The 18,776-nt window shown below is 72.7% G+C and carries 19 protein-coding genes; 11 read left to right on the top strand and 8 right to left on the bottom strand.

What is annotated here, in order from left to right; all coding sequences use genetic code 11:
* Positions 1–273: 273 nt before the first annotated feature.
* Positions 274–1,146, top strand: a complete 873-nt coding sequence (locus ACPT94_RS13820) for a J domain-containing protein (RefSeq protein WP_425245936.1) — start codon at positions 274–276, stop codon at positions 1,144–1,146.
* 479 nt (positions 1,147–1,625) lie between these two features.
* On the top strand, positions 1,626–1,955 hold the full coding sequence (locus ACPT94_RS13815; RefSeq protein ID WP_360349553.1) for a rhodanese-like domain-containing protein: 330 nt from the start codon (positions 1,626–1,628) through the stop codon (positions 1,953–1,955).
* 10 nt (positions 1,956–1,965) lie between these two features.
* Here ACPT94_RS13815 and ACPT94_RS13810 read toward each other — a convergent pair whose 3' ends face one another.
* The 6 genes from ACPT94_RS13810 to paaA form a co-directional block, all read right to left on the bottom strand.
* On the bottom strand, positions 1,966–3,099 hold the full coding sequence (locus ACPT94_RS13810; protein ID WP_360349468.1) for an acyl-CoA dehydrogenase family protein: 1,134 nt from the start codon (positions 3,097–3,099) through the stop codon (positions 1,966–1,968).
* Positions 3,100–3,212: 113 nt separating this feature from the next.
* Complete coding sequence (locus ACPT94_RS13805) at positions 3,213–4,274, bottom strand: 2Fe-2S iron-sulfur cluster-binding protein (RefSeq protein WP_360349471.1); 1,062 nt, start codon at positions 4,272–4,274, stop codon at positions 3,213–3,215.
* Complete coding sequence (paaD, locus tag ACPT94_RS13800) at positions 4,274–4,810, bottom strand: 1,2-phenylacetyl-CoA epoxidase subunit PaaD (protein ID WP_360349474.1); 537 nt, start codon at positions 4,808–4,810, stop codon at positions 4,274–4,276. Before paaD ends, ACPT94_RS13805 begins: the two co-directional genes overlap by 1 nt.
* Positions 4,804–5,526 carry a 1,2-phenylacetyl-CoA epoxidase subunit PaaC gene (gene paaC, locus ACPT94_RS13795; protein ID WP_360349477.1) on the bottom strand — a complete coding sequence of 241 codons (723 nt, stop codon included), beginning with the start codon at positions 5,524–5,526 and terminating at the stop codon, positions 4,804–4,806. The genes paaD and paaC overlap by 7 nt, the downstream gene beginning before the upstream one ends.
* Positions 5,523–5,810 (bottom strand): 1,2-phenylacetyl-CoA epoxidase subunit PaaB, encoded by a 288-nt coding sequence (gene paaB, locus ACPT94_RS13790; protein WP_130439069.1) that lies wholly within the window; start codon positions 5,808–5,810, stop codon positions 5,523–5,525. The genes paaC and paaB overlap by 4 nt, the downstream gene beginning before the upstream one ends.
* Positions 5,807–6,844, bottom strand: a complete 1,038-nt coding sequence (gene paaA, locus ACPT94_RS13785) for a 1,2-phenylacetyl-CoA epoxidase subunit PaaA (protein ID WP_360349482.1) — start codon at positions 6,842–6,844, stop codon at positions 5,807–5,809. The genes paaB and paaA overlap by 4 nt, the downstream gene beginning before the upstream one ends.
* Positions 6,845–7,226: 382 nt before the next feature.
* Between paaA and ACPT94_RS13780 the strand changes: the two genes are divergently transcribed.
* From ACPT94_RS13780 to ACPT94_RS13770, 3 genes are read left to right on the top strand one after another with little or no spacing between them, the layout of a single operon-like run.
* Complete coding sequence (locus ACPT94_RS13780; RefSeq protein ID WP_360349485.1) at positions 7,227–8,057, top strand: DUF5819 family protein; 831 nt, start codon at positions 7,227–7,229, stop codon at positions 8,055–8,057.
* Positions 8,054–9,271: an HTTM domain-containing protein gene (locus tag ACPT94_RS13775; protein WP_425245935.1), complete on the top strand. Its 1,218-nt coding sequence runs from the start codon at positions 8,054–8,056 to the stop codon at positions 9,269–9,271. Before ACPT94_RS13780 ends, ACPT94_RS13775 begins: the two co-directional genes overlap by 4 nt.
* Positions 9,268–10,017 (top strand): TrmH family RNA methyltransferase, encoded by a 750-nt coding sequence (locus ACPT94_RS13770; RefSeq protein ID WP_425245934.1) that lies wholly within the window; start codon positions 9,268–9,270, stop codon positions 10,015–10,017. The genes ACPT94_RS13775 and ACPT94_RS13770 overlap by 4 nt, the downstream gene beginning before the upstream one ends.
* 108 nt (positions 10,018–10,125) lie before the next feature.
* Here the strand turns inward: ACPT94_RS13770 and paaN are convergent, their stop codons facing one another.
* A complete protein-coding gene (paaN, locus tag ACPT94_RS13765; protein ID WP_425245933.1) occupies positions 10,126–11,832 on the bottom strand; it encodes a phenylacetic acid degradation protein PaaN in 1,707 nt (568 codons plus the stop codon).
* A 159-nt stretch (positions 11,833–11,991) separates the two neighbouring features.
* Here paaN and ACPT94_RS13760 point away from each other — a divergent pair, with 159 nt between their 5' ends.
* From ACPT94_RS13760 to ACPT94_RS13750, 3 genes are all read left to right on the top strand, one after another.
* The gene (locus tag ACPT94_RS13760) at positions 11,992–13,506 is read left to right on the top strand and encodes a 3-hydroxyacyl-CoA dehydrogenase (protein ID WP_425245932.1); all 1,515 of its coding nucleotides are present in this window, start codon (positions 11,992–11,994) and stop codon (positions 13,504–13,506) included.
* Positions 13,503–14,093 carry a TetR/AcrR family transcriptional regulator gene (locus ACPT94_RS13755; RefSeq protein WP_360349499.1) on the top strand — a complete coding sequence of 197 codons (591 nt, stop codon included), beginning with the start codon at positions 13,503–13,505 and terminating at the stop codon, positions 14,091–14,093. Before ACPT94_RS13760 ends, ACPT94_RS13755 begins: the two co-directional genes overlap by 4 nt.
* A gap of 87 nt (positions 14,094–14,180) precedes the next feature.
* Positions 14,181–14,489 carry a hypothetical protein gene (locus ACPT94_RS13750; protein WP_360349501.1) on the top strand — a complete coding sequence of 103 codons (309 nt, stop codon included), beginning with the start codon at positions 14,181–14,183 and terminating at the stop codon, positions 14,487–14,489.
* 17 nt (positions 14,490–14,506) lie between these two features.
* Here ACPT94_RS13750 and ACPT94_RS13745 read toward each other — a convergent pair whose 3' ends face one another.
* Positions 14,507–14,992, bottom strand: a complete 486-nt coding sequence (locus ACPT94_RS13745) for an Lrp/AsnC family transcriptional regulator (protein ID WP_360349556.1) — start codon at positions 14,990–14,992, stop codon at positions 14,507–14,509.
* A 190-nt stretch (positions 14,993–15,182) separates the two neighbouring features.
* Between ACPT94_RS13745 and pdhA the strand changes: the two genes are divergently transcribed.
* From pdhA to ACPT94_RS13730, 3 genes are read left to right on the top strand one after another with little or no spacing between them, the layout of a single operon-like run.
* Entirely contained in the window at positions 15,183–16,316 is a 1,134-nt protein-coding gene (pdhA, locus tag ACPT94_RS13740; RefSeq protein WP_360349503.1) for a pyruvate dehydrogenase (acetyl-transferring) E1 component subunit alpha, read from the top strand.
* Positions 16,316–17,320 carry an alpha-ketoacid dehydrogenase subunit beta gene (locus tag ACPT94_RS13735; protein WP_360349506.1) on the top strand — a complete coding sequence of 335 codons (1,005 nt, stop codon included), beginning with the start codon at positions 16,316–16,318 and terminating at the stop codon, positions 17,318–17,320. The genes pdhA and ACPT94_RS13735 overlap by 1 nt, the downstream gene beginning before the upstream one ends.
* Positions 17,320–18,750, top strand: coding sequence for a dihydrolipoamide acetyltransferase family protein (locus tag ACPT94_RS13730; RefSeq protein WP_360349509.1), 1,431 nt, complete (start codon positions 17,320–17,322; stop codon positions 18,748–18,750). Before ACPT94_RS13735 ends, ACPT94_RS13730 begins: the two co-directional genes overlap by 1 nt.
* The last annotated feature ends 26 nt before the right edge of the window (positions 18,751–18,776 follow it).

The raw sequence follows: 18,776 nt of genomic DNA, 5'->3' as shown, positions 1-18,776 counted from the left end.
GTGGGCTGAGTCACGGCGGCTGAGTGACGGGGGCTGAGCGGGCTGAGTCGCGGAGGCTTAGTGGCGGGGCTGACTGGGCTGAGTCACGGCGGCTGAGTCGCCGGGGGGCTGGGTGGCGCGGGCTGACTGGGCTGAGTCGCGGAGGCTGGCTGACGAGGCTGAGCGGCGGGGGCTGAGTGAGGAGGGTGGGGGCTGAGTGAGGGGCGTTCGGTGACGGGCGTTCGGTGACGGGCGCCGATCTCGACGTGGGGTGGGGCTGGGGAGGGGCGGGGGATGGGGGGAGGGAGGGGAGGGGGGAGCCCCCCGGAGGAGAGGGTGGCCCTCCTGGGCGTGGCCTACGCTGGACAGGTGACGACCCCCGAAGCTGAGCAGGCGCGGCCCGAGGAGCGGCTGGAGCGGGCCGTGCGGGCCGCTGAGCAGGCGTTGATCGAGTTCGAGATCGCGGTGGAGACCTTCCGCGTCGAGGTCGAGAACTTCTCGCGGCTCCACCACCAGAAACTCGGTCCGATGTACGCGCGGCTCGACGAGCTGGAGGCACAGATAGCCGAGGCCCGGGCCGCCCGCACCGGTGACCCGGAGGATCTGCGCAAGGCGTCCGAGGCGCGGGCGCGGGTGTTGCCGATGCCTGGGGTCGAGGAGTTGTTCCACGGCTGGATGGACGGGGACGGGCTGTTCCCGGAGGCGGCGGCGATGCTCACGGACCAGTCGGTGCGGCCCCCGGAGCGGGTGCGGCCCAGCGACGAGGCCCGCAAGCTCTATCGCGAGCTGGCCCGCAAGGCCCACCCCGACCTGGCGCAGGAGGACGCGGAGCGGGCGCGACGCGAGGAGTTCATCACCCGGGTGAACGCCGCCTACGCCCGCGGCGACGAGGCTCTCCTGCGGGAGCTGGCCGAGGAGTGGGCGGCCGGTCCGGCGCCCACGGAGCGGCGGCCGAGCCCCAGCGAGGAGCTGTACGCCCGCCTGGAGTGGCTCGCCCGGCGCAAGGAGATGCTCACGGCCGTCGCGCGGGAGCTGGAGGAGAGCGCGATCGGCGCGATGCTCCGGCTGGCCCCGGACGACCCCGACCGCCTGCTGGACGAGATCGCCGATCAGCTTCTGGCGGAGGTCGCGAAGAAGGAGGCCGAGCTGGCGGAGACGGTGCGCTAGTGTCCTGCGCCGGAAGTTCCTAGGCAGTTCCAGCTGAGACTCATGAGGCCAACACGCCTGGTCGGCGTCCAGAACCCTGACCGCCAGGGCGCGACGGATCTACCGAGGAATTACTGGCGCGGGACACGAGGGACCGTTCGGCGGATCGGGTCGCAGGAAAGTGCCGGCGGCTCATCAGCTCAGGTGAGCGAGGGCGAGGGGTGTCCTGGCGTGAGCTTGTCACGAGCGTCGGGGAGCGTCCGGCCGTAAGGCGGGGAGGGCGTCGACGCGATGGGGTCCTGGGTGTACGGGGGTCCTTCCCGCCCGAGCGAAGCCGACCGGTGGGGGGAGGGCGTGCCAGGCCCCGCGTCTGCGGGGCAGGACGCGCGGACCGGCGGGCGCGGACCGGCTCCTGGCATCCGCACGTGCGGTCGTTCGCCGGGCCCGTCCTGATGCGCGGGGCGTCCGGTAGCGTCGGGGGCATGAGTTTCGGAGCTGGTGTGCCCACGGTCGAGGTCGGGGACCTCAAGGACGGCGACTTCCTGTTGGACGTCCGTGAGGACGACGAGTGGCAGGCGGGCCATGCCGAAGGGGCACTGCACATCCCCATCAGCGAGTTCGTCGCCCGGTACGGCGAGCTGACCGAGGCGGCTCCGCAGGACGGTCGGGTCCATGTGATCTGCCGTTCCGGTGGGCGTTCGGCCCAGGTCACGATGTACCTCGTCCAGCAGGGCATCGACGCCGTGAACGTCGACGGCGGCATGCAGTACTGGGCGGCGGCGGGCCGGCCGGTCGTGACGGACGAGGGCCGGCCGGGCTCCGTTCTGTAGGGCCGGGTGGTCAGCCGAGGGGGTGGGCGGCCAGCAGGTCGCCCAGGGTCTCCTCGTGCGCCGCGGCGGGGCCGAGGGACAGTTCGAGGTGCTTGGCCCAGGCGTGGTAGCGGTGCAGCGGGTAGTCGACGTCGGCGCCGAAGCCGCCGTGCAGATGCTGGGCGGTCTGCACGATCCGCCGGACGCCCTCCGACGCCCAGATCTTGGCCACCGCGATGTCGCCGGTGGCGGGTAGCGCGCCCGGTGCTCCGGAGGCGATCCGCCAGGCGGCCTGCCAGAGGGTGACCTCCATCGCGCGCAGGTCGATGTAGCGGTCTGCGGCCTGTACGGCGACGGCCTGGAAGCTGGCGATCGGGTGCCCGAACTGCTCCCGCTTGCCGGTGTAGTCGCTTGTCATCCGCAGCACGCGTTCGCCGAGGCCGAGCGCCAGCGCGCAGGTGCCGGTGGCGAGCAGTCCGCGCAGCCATTCCCAGGCGCCGTCGGCGGTGATGACGTCCTGGGGGGCGATCCGCGCCGATTCGAGACGTAGTTCGCCGAGCCGTTCGCCGGTGGTGGAGGTCTGCTCGGCGAGCGTGGTTCCCTCGTGTGCACGGGGCACCAGGGCGAGGACGCTGCGGTCGTCCGCGGTGTGCGCGGGGACGAGGACGAAGTCGGCGTCGTAGGCCCACGGCACCGCCGTCTGGGTCCCGTCCAGTACCCACTCCTCGCCGTCCTGCCGGGCGGTCACGGCGAGTTCGGCCGGGTCGTGGCCGGTGCGGCCGTGCGCGGCGACGGTGAGGACGACCTCGCCCCGGCCGGCTCGCGCGAGCAGTGCCGACTTGGACTCCGGGCTGCCGTAGGCCTGTACGGCGGCCGCGGCCGCGCTGCTCTCCAGGAGCGGGATCCTGGCCAGCACCTTCGCCGACTCGCGCAGCACCAGGCAGAGCGCGACGGTGTCCAGTCCGGCTCCGCCGTAGTCCTCGTCGAGCAGCAGGCTCAGCAGGTCCGCGTCGGCGGTCCTGGCCCACAGTGCCCGGTCGAAGTCGTCGGCGACGGGGCCGGTGGTGAGCGCGGGGCTGGGCACGCCGTCGGGTGTGACGTCGGCGAAGACTCCGCGCGCGGCCTCGGCCGCCGCCTGCTGCTCCTCGGTGAAGGTGAAGTCCACGGCCTGTCCTCCCGACGGGTCAGCTGATCTGACGGAGCGTCAAGATAGAACAGGTTCTAGGAGAAGGGAACGGTCGGGGAGATGGCCCTTCCCCCGCCCGCGCACCGGCCCACTCACCGGTCGAAGTCCACCTCCACCCTCTCCGTCAGCGGATGCGACTGGCACGCCAGCACATAACCGGCCTCCGTCTCCTCCGGCTCCAGGGCGAAGTTGCGGTCCATGCGGACCTCGCCGGAGACCAGGAAGGCCCGGCAGGTGCCGCACACGCCGCCCTTGCAGGCGTAGGGGGCGTCGGGTCGGTTGCGCAGGACGGTCTCCAGGACCGATTCGCCGTCCTGCACGGGCCAGCTGCCGCCGCGGCCGTCGAGGCGGGCGGTCACCGTGGCGTGGGTGGGCGCGCTCGTGGTGGGCGGAGGTGCGGTGGTGTCCACGTGGAAGATCTCCTCGTGGACGCGGGCGCGCGGGACGCCGAGTTCCCGCAGCGCCCGCTCCGCGCCCTGCACCAGCCCGAACGGTCCGCACAGGAACCATCCCGCCACCTCCGCCACGGGCAGCAGCGCCGGCAGCAGCGAGGTCAGCCGCTCCCGGTCCAGCCGTCCGGAGGGCAGCCCGGCCTGCTGCTCCTCCCGCGAGAGCACGGTGACCAGCTGCAGCCGGTCCGGGTAGCGGTCCTTGAGGTCGGCGACCTCCTCCAGGAACATCGTCGAGGCGGTCGTCCGGTCGCTGCGCAGGAGGCAGAACCGGGCCGCGGGCTCGCGCGCCAGCAGTGTGGAGGCGATCGACAGCACGGGTGTGATCCCGCTGCCGCCGACGATCGCCGCGTACAGGCCGGGTGCCGGTTCGAGGGTGAACCGGCCCGCCGGTGTCATCACCTCCAGCTCGTCGCCGACGTTGATCTCCTTGAGCGCGTAGGTGGAGAAGGCCCCGCCCTCGACCAGCCGTACGCCCACCCGCAGGGTGCGCGGGCCCTCGCCGCCGGGCTCGGGCGCGGGTGAGCAGATCGAGTACGTCCGCCGGATCTCGGTGCCGTCGGCGGTGCGGCGCAGGGCGAGGTGCTGGCCGGCTGCGTGCCGGTACTCCTCGCGCAGTTCGGCGGGGACGGTGAAGGTGAGGGCGACGGAGTCGTCGGTGAGCCGGTCCACCGCGGCCACGGGGAGTGGGTGGAAGCGGGCCATCACAACTCCTTGAAGTGGTCGAAGGGTTCCCGGCAGGCGAGGCAGCGCCGCAGTGCCTTGCACGCGGTGGAGGAGAAGCGGCTGAGCAGCTCGGTGTCGGCGGAGCCGCAGTGCGGGCAGTGGATCAAGGCGTCGGCCGGATCGTCCGAGGTGTGCGTGCGGGTCGGGCCGAGGGTGAGGGTGACCGGTTGCGACGCCGATCGGGTGCGCGGGGGCGCTATGCCGAACTCCCGCAACTTGCGACGGCCTTCGGCGGAGATGTCGTCCGTCGACCAGGCGGGTGTGAGCACGGTGCGTACGGTGACGTCCTGGACGCCGTGTGCGCGCAGCGCCCGTTCGATGTCCTGGGACATCGCCTCCACGGCGGGGCAGCCGGTGTAGGTGGGGGTCAGCTCGACCTCGACGGCGTCCGTGTCGCGCACGTGCACCGCGCGCAGGACGCCGAGTTCCTGGAGGGTGAGCACGGGCAGCTCGGGGTCGGGTACCGAGCCGGCGATCTCGAGGAGTTCCGCTTCCAGCGGGGTGAGCGTCACCATGACGCCCCCGGGTGGCTGCGGTGCAGGTGCTGCATCTCGGCGAGCATCCGGCCGAAGGACTCGGTGTGCAGGCCCTGGCGGCCGGCGCCCGCCGTCCACGCCCCGGACTGCGGCCCGTCGGGCACGGTCAAGGTGGCCCGGCGCAGCACGTCGCCGACGGACTCCAGCCAGGCCGTCCTCATGTCCTCGCCGTCGGCGTCGAGGCCTTCGACCGGCTGGAACATCTCTCCGGTGAACCGCCACAGCGCGTCGCAGGCCCGCTGCATCCGCTGGTGGCTGACGTCCGTGCCGTCGCCGAGGCGCAGGGTCCACTGCTCGGCGTGGTCGCGGTGGTAGGCGACCTCCTTGACGGCTTTCGCCGCGAGTCCCGCGAACGGGCCGTCGCCGGTGGCCAGTCGGGCGTAGAGCAGGTGCTGGTGGGTGGAGAAGTACAGCTGGCGGGCGATGGTGTGGGCGAAGTCGCCGTTGGGCTGCTCCACCAGCTGGAGGTTGCGGAAGGCGCGCTCCTCGCGCAGATACGCCAGTTCGTCCTCGTCGCCGGCCATCGACAGCAGTACCCGGGCCTGGCCCAGCAGGTCCAGTGCGATGTTGGCGAGGGCGACCTCCTCTTCGAGGACGGGGGCGTGGCCCGCCCACTCCCCCAGCCGGTGGGAGAGCACCAGGGCGTCGTCGCCGAGGGCGAGCGCGGCTGCCGTGGCGGCGGTGGTGGCCGTCACAGGTGCTTCACCCCTTCCGGGATCTCGTAGAACGTGGGGTGCCGGTAGGGCTTGTCGGCGGCCGGCTCGAAGAACGGGTCCTTCTCGTCCGGTGAGGAGGCGGTGATCGCCGTGGAGGGCACGACCCAGATCGAGACGCCCTCGCCGCGCCGGGTGTACAGGTCGCGGGCGTTGCGCAGGGCGAATTCCGCGTCCGGCGCGTGCAGGCTGCCGGCGTGGGTGTGCGAGAGGCCGCGGCGGGAGCGTACGAAGACCTCCCACAGGGGCCAGTCGGTGTTCGTCATGCCTGCTTCGCTCCCGTCTCACCGTGTCCTGCCGTGGTGCTGTGCTTGGCCGCGTAGGCGGCGGCCGCCTCCCGGACCCAGGCGCCCTCGTCGTGGGCGCGCCTGCGCTGTGTGATCCGCTGCTCGTTGCAGGGGCCGTTGCCCTTGAGGACTTCCTTGAACTCCGTCCAGTCGATGGGGCCGAAGTCGTGGTGCCCGCGTTCCTCGTTCCACCGCAGGTCGGGGTCGGGGAGGGTGAGGCCCAGGGATTCGGCCTGGGGGACGCAGATGTCGACGAAGCGCTGGCGCAGCTCGTCGTTGGAGTGCCGTTTGATCTTCCAGGCCATCGACTGCGCGGAGTGGGCGGACTCGTCGTCGGGCGGGCCGAACATCATCAGGGACGGCCACCACCAGCGGTCGACCGCGTCCTGCGCCATGGCGTGCTGCTCGGGGGTGCCGCGGCTGAGGGCCAGCAGCAGTTCGTAGCCCTGGCGCTGGTGGAAGGACTCCTCCTTGCAGATGCGGATCATCGCGCGCGCGTACGGGCCGTAGGAGCAGCGGCACAGGGGGACCTGGTTGGTGATCGCGGCGCCGTCCACCAGCCAGCCGATGGCGCCGACGTCGGCCCAGGTCAGCGTGGGGTAGTTGAAGATCGAGGAGTACTTCTGGCGGCCGGTGTGCAGCTTGTCGAGCAGCTCGTCGCGGCCGGTGCCGAGGGTTTCGGCCGCGCTGTACAGATAGAGCCCGTGCCCCGCCTCGTCCTGGACCTTCGCCATCAGGATCGCCTTGCGGCGCAGTGAGGGCGCGCGGGTGATCCAGTTGGCCTCCGGCTGCATGCCGATGATCTCGGAGTGCGCGTGCTGGGCGATCTGGCGGACCAGCGTGGCGCGGTAGGCGTCGGGCATCCAGTCGCGTGGCTCGATGCGCTCGTCGGCGGCCACGGCGGCGTCGAAGGCGCGCTGGTGGGCGTCCTCGGTGCCGGCGGCGCCACCGGTGGCGCCGTGGGCCCCGTGCTGCTGTGTGCGGGCCGGCTGGTGTGCGGCTGCTGTCGCCATGCGGTCCCCCTCGACCTGGGCTCTGCCCGAGCCTTCTCCCGACCGATCGTTCGGTCCGTGTGATTCCATGGTGAGACGGTCGTCGTAAGGTGTCAACCGCTGTGGACAACCCGCGGGCCTGCCTGTGGACAACTCGTGGAACGCGGGGCAGCCGCCTTGTTCCGGTGCGACCCGGTTTTTCGGTGAGGCCCGGCCGGGCCGGTCCGGGGGGACGGCTGCGCGGGGTGGGCGGGGCTGAGTACCGTTCCGTGCGACGACTGTGCGACGGCCGTGCGTCCGGCTGCGCGCGGCGGCGCGGACGGGCGCGCGGCGATGTGCGCGAGCGAGCCGCCGTGGGGCGGGAGCAGTCGGAAGACGGACCGGGATCGGGGAACGGGGCGGAATGGACGCGTACGACGCAGGATCTGACGCTCCGCGGGAGGCGGAGGCGGCGCGGGAGCCCGAGACGGGGCGGCCCACGGACGTGCCGCCGGCGAAGGACCCGCTGCCCGGCACCCCCGCCGAGCTCACCGGGGCCGTACTCCGGCCCGAGCCCGGCCACCTCACCGCCCCCGCCGGGGAGCCGCGCACCGGCGTGGCCGCCCTCTCTCCGCGCTACCAGACAGGCGCCGCCCTGGCGCTCGCGGTCGTCGCGATCGCCGTCTGTGTGCACCTCGGCATGGTGTTCCTGCACGTCGCGCCGGCCAACACGGTCACCAAGACGCACGGCAAGGCGGTCGACGAGTACGTCTACCCGGAGTTCGAGCAGAACTGGAAGCTCTTCGCGCCGAACCCGCTGCAGCAGAACATCGCCGTCCAGGTCCGCGCCGGCATCCGCGCGGCGGACGGCACCGAGCGCACCACCGGCTGGTACGACCTGTCCGCGCAGGACGGGCGGAGCATCGACGGCAACCTGCTGCCCAGCCACACCCAGCAGAACGAGCTGCGCCGCGCCTGGGACTTCTACGTCGGCTCGCACGACTCCGACAACCGCGCGGTCGGCCCGCGCAGCGCCCTGGCCGAGGAGTACCTGCGCCGCATCGTCGTCCTGCGCCTGGAGCGCGGCGGCGCGGCCGGTGAGGACGGCGTGGTGGAGCGCGTCCAGCTCCGCTCCCGTACCACCGAGGTGGAGGCTCCTCCGTGGAGCGCCGAGAAGGTCTCGTCGGCGCCGGTGTTCCGCGTGCTGCCCTGGTGGTCGGTGCCCGCCGCCGAGGCCGAGGGAGGCGTCAAGTGAACCGGTTCTCCCTGTCGGTGTCCGCAGCCATCGCGCGCGTGACCGAGTCGGCGCTCGGGCCGTACCAGACGGCCGTGATCCGTGTCGGCTTCAGCTTCACCTGGCTGCTGTTCCTGCTGCGCGAGCTTCCCCACCGCGAGGAGCTCTACGGCCCCGACGGCCCGTGGAGCTGGGAGCTGGCCCGGCGGCTGATAGACGGAAACGGCGCTTTCACGGTCCTGATGTGGTCGGACGGGCGGGCCTGGTTCGAGGCGGTGTACGCGTTCGCCGTGCTGGCGAGCGTGCTGTTGCTGCTCGGCTGGCGCACCCGCACGACGTCGGTGCTGTTCATGGTGGGCGTGCTCTCGCTGCAGAACCGCAGTGTCTTCGTCGGCGACGGCGGCGACAACGTCCTGCACCTGATGTCGATCTACCTCGTGTTCACGCGCTGCGGCCAGGTGTGGTCGCTGGACGCGCGGCGGGCGCGCCGCGCCGACGAGGCACGCGCGCGTGGGGAACGGGTCACCGACCGGGTCGGGCCCGCCCTGTGGGGTGTGTCCGGGGTCGTCCTGGTCGCGGTGACCGGGGCGGGCCGCCTCGACGGCGACTGGACCGTGCCGGCGATCCTGTGGGCGACCTGGGCCGCCCAGGGCCTGTGGTGGGCCGTGGGGCGCCTGAAGACGTCCTCCGAGCCCCGGATCCTGCTGGACGTCATCACCAACATCCTGCACAACGGCGCCCTGGTCGTGATCATGGCCGAGGCCTGTCTGATCTACGCGACAGCCGGCTGGTACAAGATCCAGGGCTCGCGCTGGCAGGACGGAACGGCCGTCTACTACCCGCTGCACCTGGACTACTTCTCGCCCTGGCCGGCCCTCGGTGACCTGCTGTCCTCCAGCGGCACGATGGTGATGCTCGTGACGTACGGGACGGTCGTCGTGCAGGTCGCCTTCCCCTTCACGCTGTTCAACCGGCGGGTGAAGAACGTCCTGCTCGTGGCCATGATGATCGAGCACGCCGTGATCGCCGTGGTGCTGGGGCTGCCGTTCTTCTCACTGGCGATGATCGCGGCGGACGCGGTCTTCCTGCCGACGCCGTTCCTGCGCCGGCTGGGCGGATGGGCGGCCCGCGCGCGGGAGGCGGTCTTCGCACGGGGCGGCGGCGCCGTTCCCCAGCAGCGGGACGCGCGCACGCCCGAGGACGCCGAGCCCAGCCACGTAGGCTTCACGGCATGACCGACCCCCTCGCGCGGTGGCGCCGGATCGCCGACACCTCCGTGCTGCTCGACGGCTTCCACGCCCTCAAGCACGCCGTGCGCTTCGGGGCCGAGGTCGCGGTGGCGGTCGCCGTCGACCGCAAGGCGGCGCTCGCCCTCGCCGACGAGCTCGCCCCCGACGTACGGGCGACGCTGGACGCGCTCCTGACGGAGGTGCCGGAGGCGACGTACGCCTCGCTCGTGCCGCGTCCGCATCCCACGGCGGTGGCCGCCCTGGCCGTACGGCCCTCCCGCGAGGGGAATCTGCGGGTGCTGGCCCGGATGCCGCGCACCGCGCCCGTCGTGGTCCTCGACGAGCCGCGCAACCTGGGCAACGCGGGGGCCGTGATCCGGCTGGCCGCCGGTTTCGGGGCGACCGGCGTGGTCACCACCGGCCCGCTCGACCCCTGGCATCCGACCGTCGTGCGCGGCGGGGCGGGGCTGCACTTCGCGACCGCCGTGGAGCGGGTGACCGTCGACGAGCTGCCGTCCGGCCCGGTGTTCGCGCTCGACCCGGAGGGCGAGGACATCCGGGGCGTGCCGCTCCCGGACGACGCCGTCCTCGCCTTCGGATCCGAGCGCAGTGGGCTGTCCGCCGCACTACGCGCGCGTGCCGACCACTTGCTGTCCCTGCCGATGCGCCCCCAGGTCTCCAGCTACAACCTGGCGACCAGTGTGGCGATGACGCTCTACCACTGGAGCGCTGATTCGCACAGCGCCCCGTAGCAGCGCCCCGCAAGGGCTGCGGGGCCTGTGTCGAGGTGCGCCCACCGCCGCGTGGGCGCGGCCGGCACAGCGGCCCGCACCGCGCGATCCACCCGGCCCCCGGAGCTCTCAGGCCTCCCGACGCACCTCGACGACCCGGAACCGGTTCGCCACGAACGCCCCGTCGCACAGCGCGGCGTTCGCCGCCGGATTGCCGCCCGAGCCGTGGAAGTCGGAGAAGGCGGCCGTCTGGTTGACGTAGACCCCGCCGGTGAGGTTGAGGGACAGCTGGGCGGCCTCCTCCAGGCAGACCTCCTCGACAGCCCGCTCGACCTCCTCGTCGGTGGTGTACGCGCCGACCGTCATCGCGCCCTTCTCGCGGACCGTGCGCCGCAGCAGGTCGAGGGCGTCCGCCGCGGAGTCGACGGCTACGGCGAAGGAGACCGGCCCGAAGCACTCGCTCATGTAGGCGGCCTCGTCGTCGGTCCCCTCCCAGTACTTCCGCGCGCCGTCCAGCTTCACGATCACGGGCGTGCGCACGACCGCGTCCGGGAACTCCGGGTTGCTCACCGCGCGCGAGGCCAGCGCGACCTCGCCCAGGCCGGCCGCGGCCTCCAGACGGGCCTTGACGTCCGGGTTGACGATCGCGCCCAGCAGGGCGTTCGCGCGCGCGTCGTCGCCGAGGAGACCGTCGACCGCGCGGGCGAGGTCGGCGACGACCTCGTCGTAGGCCTTGGGGCCCTGGTCGGTGCGGATGCCGTCGCGGGGGATCAGGAGGTTCTGCGGGGTGGTGCACATCTGGCCGCTGTACAGGGACAGCGAGAAGGCCAGGTTGGAGAGCATGCCCTTGTAGTCGCCGGTGGACTCCACGAGCACCGTGTTGACGCCGGCCTTCTCCGTGTGGACCTGGGCCTGGCGGGCGTTGGTCTCCAGCCAGTCGCCGAAGGAGGTGGAGCCGGTGTAGTCGATGATCCGGATCTCGGGCCGGGTGGCCAGGGTCTTGGCGATGCCCTCGCCGGGGCGCTCGGCGGCCAGCGCGACCAGGTTGGGGTCGAAGCCGGCCGCGGCGAGCACCTCGCGCGCGACGGCCACGGTCAGCGCGAGCGGCAGCACCGCGCGCGGGTGGGGTTTGACCAGGACCGCGTTGCCGGTGGCGAGGGAGGCGAACAGGCCCGGATAGCCGTTCCACGTCGGGAAGGTGTTGCAGCCGATCACCAGGGCGATCCCGCGCGGGACCGCGGTGAACCGCTTGGTGAGCGCCAGCGGGTCGCGCTTGCCCTGCGGCTTGGTCCACTCCGCGGTGTCGGGCGTGCGGACCTGCTCCACGTACGCGTACGCCACCGCCTCCAGGCCGCGGTCCTGCGCGTGCGGGCCGCCCGCCTGGAACGCCATCATGAAGGCCTGGCCGGAGGTGTGCATGACCGCGTGCGCGAACTCGTGCGTCCGGTCGCTGATCCGCTTGAGGATCTCCAGGCAGACCACCGCGCGGATCTCCGCGCCCGCGTCCCGCCAGGCGCGCTGTCCGGCCTTCATGGCGGGCAGCAGCACGTCGATGTCCGCGTGCGGGTACGTCACGCCGAGTTCGACGCCGTACGGGGAGATCTCGCCGCCCACCCAGTCGTCGGTGCCGGGCTGGCCGAGGTCGAGGCGGGTGCCGAGAACGGCGTCGAAGGCCGCCTTGCCCGCCGCCGCGTCCAGACTGCCGTGCTCCCCGTAGGCCTTCGGGTGTTCCGGATGGGGGGACCAGTACGCGCGTGTGCGGATCGCTTCCAGGGCCTGGTCGAGGGTGGGCCGGTGCTTGGCGATCAGAGCGTGCGCGGTGAGTTCGGCGGCCATGCGGGACCAACTCCTCGTCTCAGGAGCTCCTCGTCGAGCTCAGGACCTGGGCGGAATCAGGGACAGGAACACACAGTCAGAGTTAGAGTAACCGAACGATCGGTCGGGACAAGGGGGTCCGCCGCATCTGTGGAAACCCCGTGCGGGAGGATCGCGCACATGACAGCACTCGACCTCAGCAGCCCCGTGGCCGTCGTCGGCACCGGCACCATGGGCCAGGGCATCGCCCAGGTCGCGCTGGTCGCCGGCCACCCCGTGCGGCTGTACGACGCCGTCGCGGGCCGCGCCCGGGAAGCGGCCGCCGCGATCGGCGCGCGCCTCGACCGGCTCGTCGAGAAGGACCGTCTCACCGCCGCCGAGCGGGACGCCGCCCGCGCCCGTCTCACGCCCGTGGACGACCTTGCCGGGCTCGCGGGCTGCGCGCTGGTCGTGGAGGCCGTCCTTGAACGTTTGGACGTCAAGCAGGAGCTGTTCCGCGCTCTGGAGGACGTCGTCGGCGAGGACTGTCTGCTCGCCACCAACACCTCGTCCCTGTCGGTGACGGCCATCGGTGGCGCCCTGCGCAACCCGGGCCGTTTCGTGGGCCTGCACTTCTTCAACCCCGCGCCGCTGCTGCCGCTGGTCGAGGTCGTCTCCGGCTTCGCCACCGACGTCACCTCGGCCACGCGCGCGTACGAGACCGCCCGCGCCTGGGGCAAGACACCCGTCGCCTGCGCCGACACCCCCGGCTTCATCGTCAACCGCATCGCAAGGCCCTACTACGCCGAGGCGTTCGCGGTCTACGAGGCCCAGGGCGCCGACCCGGCCACCATCGACGCGGTGCTGCGGGAGTCGGGCGGCTTCCGGATGGGCGCGTTCGAGTTGACCGACCTGATCGGACAGGACGTCAACGAGTCCGTCACGCATTCCGTGTGGCAGTCCTTCTTCCAGGACGTTCGCTTCACCCCCTCGCTCGCCCAGCGCCGTCTGGTCGAGTCGGGCCGCCTCGGCCGCAAGACGGGCCAGGGCTGGTACGACTACCGCGACGGAGCCGAACGCGCCGAACCGCACACCGCGGAGAAGCACCGGCCGCCCGCCTACGTCGTCGCCGAAGGGAACCTGGGCCCCGCCTCGGAGCTGCTCGCGATGATCCGCGAGGCGGGCATCCAGGTCCGCGAGGAGGAAGAGGACCACGGCACCCGCCTGGTGCTGCCCGGTGACGGCCAGCTCGCGCTCGCCGACGGGCAGACCTCCGTGGAGTTCAGGGACGTCGTCTACTTCGACCTCGCCCTGGACTACCGCAAGGCCACCCGCATCGCCCTGTCCGCCTCCAAGGACACCTCCCCGCAGGCACTCTCGGAGGCCATCGGCCTGTTCCAGGCGCTCGGCAAGGACGTCAGCGTCATCGGCGACGTCCCCGGCATGATCGTCGCCCGCACGGTCGCCCGGATCGTCGACCTCGCGCACGACGCCGTCGCCAAGGGCGTGGCCACCGAGGAGGACATCGACACCGCGATGCGCCTGGGTGTGAACTACCCGCTCGGCCCCTTCGAGTGGAGCCGCAGGCTCGGCAGGATCTGGGCGCACGACCTTCTGGAGGAGCTGAACCTGCGAGAGCCCTCCGGCCGCTACGCGCCCTCCCTGGCCCTGTACCGCCACGGACACGCCACGGACAAGCGGGAGGGGACCTCATGACCACCGCCAAGCGCGACACGTACACCCCGGAGACCCTGCTGTCGGTCGCCGTGCAGGTCTTCAACGAGCGCGGCTACGACGGCACCTCCATGGAGCACCTCTCCAGGGCGGCCGGCATCTCCAAGTCGTCGATCTACCACCATGTCGCCGGCAAGGAGGAGCTGCTGCGCCGCGCGGTCAGCCGGGCGCTGGACGGCCTCTTCGGGATCCTCGACGAGGAGCACGCGCGCGTGGGGCGCGCCGCCGACCGCCTGGAGTACGTCGTGCGGCGCATGGTCGAGGTGCTCATAGCCGAGCTGCCCTATGTGACGCTGCTGCTGCGGGTGCGCGGCAACACCGACACCGAGCGGTGGGCGCTGGAACGCCGCCGCGACTTCGACCACCGGGTCGCCGCGCTGCTGAAGGCGGCCGCCGTCGACGGGGACGTGCGCGCCGACGTGGAGGTGCGGCTCGCGACCCGGCTGGTCTTCGGGATGATCAACTCGATCGTCGAGTGGTACCGGCCGGACGGGCGGGGGACGAGTGAGCGCGAAGTCGGCGACGCCGTCGCCCGGCTGGTGTTCGAAGGGCTGCGCCGGGCCCGCTGAGGGCGCGTCGGGGTGAGTACGCGCGCGTGACGGGGATGAGTACGCCTCCCGATGTCCCGGACGGCCGGCGGTGATGGGCTGGGAGGCATGTCGAAGAACGTCGTGCCGTCCCGCTCCGCCGCCCATCGGACGTGGTGGAGGGCGCCTGCCGTGGCCACGCTGTTCGGTCTGCCCGCCCTCGTGTGGGAGTACCGCTGGTTCGCCTCCCAGGACGGCCCCGGTGCCTTCGGCGGCATCCTCTACTGGGCGTCCGGCCTGCTCGCGCTCGCCTGGGCGCTGCCGCACCGCCGGTCGGTGCGCGGGCTGCGGATGGCGGTGGCCGGAACCGGGCTCGGCTGTGCGCTGCTTCCGCTGACGTTCGCGGTCCTGCTGGGCGCGGCGATGGCCGCCGGCTGACCGCGCGGGAGGGCCGTTCACCCCTGTGGTTCCAGGTCCTCCTCCTCGAACACCAGCAGCGTGCGCGTGCTGAGCACCTCGGGGATCGCCTGGAGCCGGGTGAGCACCAGCTCGCGCAGCGCCCTGTTGTCGGGCGTGTGCACCAGCAGCAGCACGTCGAAGTCGCCGCCCACCAGGGCGATGTGGGAGGCGCCGGGCAGCTGTCTGAGCTGCTCGCGCACCGTGCGCCAGGAGTTCTGGACGATCTTCAGCGTGATGTACGCGGAGGTGCCGTGGCCGGCGCGCTCGTGGTCGACGCGGGCGCCGAAACCGCGGATGACGCCGTCCTCGACGAGCCGGTTGATGCGCGCGTAGGCGTTGGCGCGTGAGACGTGCACCCGCTCGGCGACCGACCGTATCGAGGCGCGGCCGTCCGACTGGAGCATCTGCAGGATGTCCTGATCGATGGCGTCGAGCGGGCGGGGCGGTGGCAGCGGGGATCCGCCGTCCGGGCTGTCGGCCATTTGTTCAGGTGTCATGTCCCCCCGCCTCTCCGCCGTGGACGTCCTGCGTCCATCTCAGGTTGTGCAGAACCGTTTGTCCACAGCCTGAGGGTGCCTGTAGCCAAAATGTGCCGACGACCGAACAATCGGTAGGTGAGGCGGGTCACAGCCGACACGCCTCCCGTAGCCACTCCCATGAGGAGGTGCCGTCATGACGGTCATGGAGCAGCGGGGCGCGTATCGGCCGACTCCGCCGCCCGCCTGGCAGCCCCGCACCGACCCCGCGCCGCTGCTGCCCGACGCGGAGCCCTACCGCGTCCTCGGCACCGAGGCGGCCGCGCAGGCCGACCCGGAGCTGCTGCGCCGGCTCTACGCCCAGCTGGTGCGCGGCCGCCGCTACAACGCGCAGGCGACCGCCCTCACCAAGCAGGGCCGGCTCGCCGTCTACCCCTCCAGCACCGGCCAGGAGGCCTGCGAGGTCGCCGCCGCGCTCGTCCTGCAGGACCGCGACTGGCTCTTCCCCAGCTACCGCGACACCCTCGCGGCCGTCGCACGCGGCGTGGACCCCGTCGAGGCCCTCACCCTGCTGCGCGGCGACTGGCACACCGGCTACGACCCCCACGAGCACCGGGTGGCGCCCCTGTGCACCCCGCTCGCCACCCAGCTCCCGCACGCCGTGGGCCTCGCGCACGCCGCCCGCCTCAAGGGCGACGACGTGGTCGCGCTCGCCATGGTCGGCGACGGCGGCACCAGCGAGGGCGACTTCCACGAGGCGCTGAACTTCGCCGCCGTCTGGCAGGCACCGGTCGTCTTCCTCGTCCAGAACAACGGCTTCGCCATCTCCGTCCCGCTCGCCAAGCAGACCGCCGCCCCCTCCCTGGCCCACAAGGCCGTCGGGTACGGCATGCCGGGCCGGCTGGTCGACGGCAACGACGCGGCGGCCGTGCACGAGGTGCTCGGCGAGGCCGTACGGCACGCGCGCGCGGGCGGCGGCCCGACCCTCGTCGAGGCGGTCACCTACCGCATCGACGCCCACACCAACGCCGACGACGCCACCCGCTACCGCGGCGACGCCGAGGTCGAGACCTGGCGCGAGCACGACCCGATCCTGCTGCTGGAGCGCGAGCTGACCGCGCGCGGACTGCTCGACGACGAGACGAGGCAGGCGGCGCGGGACGCCGCCGAGACCATGGCCGCCGACCTGCGCGCCCGTATGAACCAGGACCCGGCGCTCGACCCCATGGACCTGTTCGCCCATGTGTACGCCGAGCCCACCCCCCAACTGTGCGAGCAGCGCGCCCAGCTGCGGGCGGAGCTGGAGGCGGAAGGGGAGGAGGGGCGCTGATGACCACTGTCGCCGTCAAGCCGGCCACCATGGCGCAGGCCCTCACGCGCGCGCTCCGTGACGCGATGGCCGCCGACCCGTCCGTGCACGTCCTGGGCGAGGACGTCGGCACCCTCGGCGGCGTCTTCCGGGTCACCGACGGACTCGCCAAGGAGTTCGGCGAGGACCGCTGCACCGACACCCCGCTCGCCGAGGCGGGCATCCTGGGCACGGCCGTCGGCATGGCCATGTACGGCCTGCGCCCGGTCGTGGAGATGCAGTTCGACGCCTTCGCCTACCCGGCGTTCGAGCAGCTCATCAGCCATGTCGCCCGTATGCGCAACCGCACCCGCGGCCGTATGCCGCTGCCGATCACCATCCGCGTCCCCTACGGGGGCGGCATCGGCGGCGTCGAGCACCACAGCGACTCCTCCGAGGCGTACTACATGGCGACTCCGGGGCTCCATGTCGTCACGCCCGCCACCGTCGCCGACGCCTACGGCCTGCTGCGCGCCGCGATCGCCTCCGACGACCCGGTCGTCTTCCTCGAACCCAAGCGCCTGTACTGGTCCAAGGACACCTGGAACCCGGAGGAACCGCAGACCGTTGAACCCGTCGGCCGCGCGGTGGTGCGGCGCCCGGGCCGGAGCGCCACACTCATCACGTACGGGCCGTCGGTGCCCGTCTGCCTCGAAGCCGCCGAGGCGGCCCGGGCCGAGGGCTGGGACCTCGAGGTCGTCGACCTGCGCTCCTTGGTGCCGTTCGACGACGAGACGGTCTGCGCCTCGGTACGACGGACCGGCCGCGCGGTCGTCGTCCACGAATCGGGCTCCTTCTCAGGCCCGGGCGGGGAGATCGCGGCCCGGGTCACGGAGCGCTGCTTCCACCACCTGGAGGCGCCGGTGCTGCGCGTGGCCGGGTTCGACATCCCCTACCCGCCGCCGATGCTGGAGCGTCACCACCTGCCCGGCGTCGACCGCGTCCTGGACGCCGTGGCGCGTCTGCAGTGGGAGGTCGAGAGCTGATGGCACAGGTGCTGGAATTCAAGCTCCCCGACCTCGGGGAGGGGCTCACCGAGGCGGAGATCGTCCGCTGGCTCGTCCAGGTCGGTGACGTCGTCGCCGTCGACCAGCCGGTCGTCGAGGTCGAGACGGCCAAGGCGATGGTCGAGGTCCCCTGCCCCTACGGCGGTGTGGTCACCGCCCGCTTCGGCGAGGAGGGCACGGAACTGCCCGTCGGCGCCCCGCTGCTGACGGTCGCGGTCGGCGCGCCGGCCTCCGACGGTACGACGCAGAGCCCGGGCACTCAGGGCTCGGGCAACGTGCTGGTGGGATACGGCACGTCGGAGGCGCCCGCGCGCCGGCGCCGGGTGCGTCCGGCTACGCCCGGGCAGCCGGCACCCCCGGTACGGCCGGATCCCGACGCTCCCAGCACGGCCACGGCGCCCGACGGGCGCACCCGTGGCTTCGACGGCCCGGGTACTGCCACGGCCCTGGCTGCGGACGGTCCCGTCCCCGTCATCTCGCCCCTCGTGCGCCGCCTCGCCCGGGAGAACGGCCTTGACCTGCGGGAGCTGAGGGGATCAGGACCCGACGGCCTGATCCTGCGGGCGGATGTGGAGGACGCGCTGCGGGCGGCAGCGTCCCAGGGGCAGGTGACACGACCGACGGCGGCGCAGCACACGCGGGGGGCGACGGCCGCCGTCCCCGCACGGCCCGCCCCGGTGACCCCGACGGCCGGCGCGCCCGCCCCGTCGGCCCCTGCCGAAGGCCGTCGTATCCCGCTCAAGGGCGTCCGCGGTGCCGTCGCCGACAAGCTCTCCCGCAGCCGCCGCGAGATCCCCGACGCGACCTGCTGGGTGGACGCCGACGCGACGGAGCTGATGCGCGCCAGGACGGCCATGAACGCCGCCGGCGGCCCCAAGATCTCCCTTCTCGCCCTGCTGGCCCGCATCTGCACCGCGGCCCTGGCCCGCTTCCCCGAGCTCAACTCCACCGTCGACCAGGAGGCCAGGGAGGTCGTCCTCTTCGACCACGTCCACCTCGGGTTCGCCGCGCAGACCGAGCGGGGGCTCGTCGTGCCCGTCGTCCGCGACGCGCACGCCCGGGACGCCGAGGGGCTCACCGCGGAGTTCGCCCGCCTCACCGAGGCGGCCCGGACCGGCACCCTCACCCCGGCCGAACTGACCGGCGGGACCTTCACCCTGAACAACTACGGTGTGTTCGGCGTCGACGGCTCCACGCCGATCGTCAACCACCCCGAGGCCGCCATGCTCGGCGTCGGCCGCATCGTGCCCAAGCCCTGGGTCCACGAAGGCGAACTGGCCGTCCGCCAGGTCGTCCAGCTGTCGCTCACCTTCGATCACCGGGTGTGCGACGGCGGCACGGCGGGCGGCTTCCTGCGCTACGTGGCGGACTGCGTGGAACAGCCGGCGGTGCTGCTGCGCACTCTGTGAAGGCACGGGGGCTCCCGCGTTCCCTG

The organism is Streptomyces aurantiaciflavus (assembly GCF_049808595.1).
In the GTDB taxonomy this organism is placed as follows: Bacteria; Actinomycetota; Actinomycetes; order Streptomycetales; family Streptomycetaceae; genus Streptomyces.
This window is presented reverse-complemented; position numbering and strand designations above follow the sequence as displayed.

Bases quoted from the DNA above. Each gene is read 5' to 3' on its own strand.
- ACPT94_RS13820 (WP_425245936.1), top strand. From the start codon at position 274: ATGGGGGGAGGGAGGGGAGGGGGGAGCCCCCCGGAGGAGAGGGTGGCC.
- ACPT94_RS13805 (WP_360349471.1), bottom strand. From the start codon at position 4,274: ATGGCCCGCTTCCACCCACTCCCCGTGGCCGCGGTGGACCGGCTCACC.
- paaD (WP_360349474.1), bottom strand. From the start codon at position 4,810: ATGGTGACGCTCACCCCGCTGGAAGCGGAACTCCTCGAGATCGCCGGC.
- paaB (WP_130439069.1), bottom strand. From the start codon at position 5,810: ATGACGAACACCGACTGGCCCCTGTGGGAGGTCTTCGTACGCTCCCGC.
- paaA (WP_360349482.1), bottom strand. From the start codon at position 6,844: ATGGCGACAGCAGCCGCACACCAGCCGGCCCGCACACAGCAGCACGGG.
- ACPT94_RS13780 (WP_360349485.1), top strand. From the start codon at position 7,227: ATGGACGCGTACGACGCAGGATCTGACGCTCCGCGGGAGGCGGAGGCG.
- ACPT94_RS13770 (WP_425245934.1), top strand. From the start codon at position 9,268: ATGACCGACCCCCTCGCGCGGTGGCGCCGGATCGCCGACACCTCCGTG.
- paaN (WP_425245933.1), bottom strand. From the start codon at position 11,832: ATGGCCGCCGAACTCACCGCGCACGCTCTGATCGCCAAGCACCGGCCC.
- ACPT94_RS13760 (WP_425245932.1), top strand. From the start codon at position 11,992: ATGACAGCACTCGACCTCAGCAGCCCCGTGGCCGTCGTCGGCACCGGC.
- ACPT94_RS13755 (WP_360349499.1), top strand. From the start codon at position 13,503: ATGACCACCGCCAAGCGCGACACGTACACCCCGGAGACCCTGCTGTCG.
- ACPT94_RS13750 (WP_360349501.1), top strand. From the start codon at position 14,181: ATGTCGAAGAACGTCGTGCCGTCCCGCTCCGCCGCCCATCGGACGTGG.
- ACPT94_RS13745 (WP_360349556.1), bottom strand. From the start codon at position 14,992: ATGGCCGACAGCCCGGACGGCGGATCCCCGCTGCCACCGCCCCGCCCG.
- pdhA (WP_360349503.1), top strand. From the start codon at position 15,183: ATGACGGTCATGGAGCAGCGGGGCGCGTATCGGCCGACTCCGCCGCCC.
- ACPT94_RS13735 (WP_360349506.1), top strand. From the start codon at position 16,316: ATGACCACTGTCGCCGTCAAGCCGGCCACCATGGCGCAGGCCCTCACG.
- ACPT94_RS13730 (WP_360349509.1), top strand. From the start codon at position 17,320: ATGGCACAGGTGCTGGAATTCAAGCTCCCCGACCTCGGGGAGGGGCTC.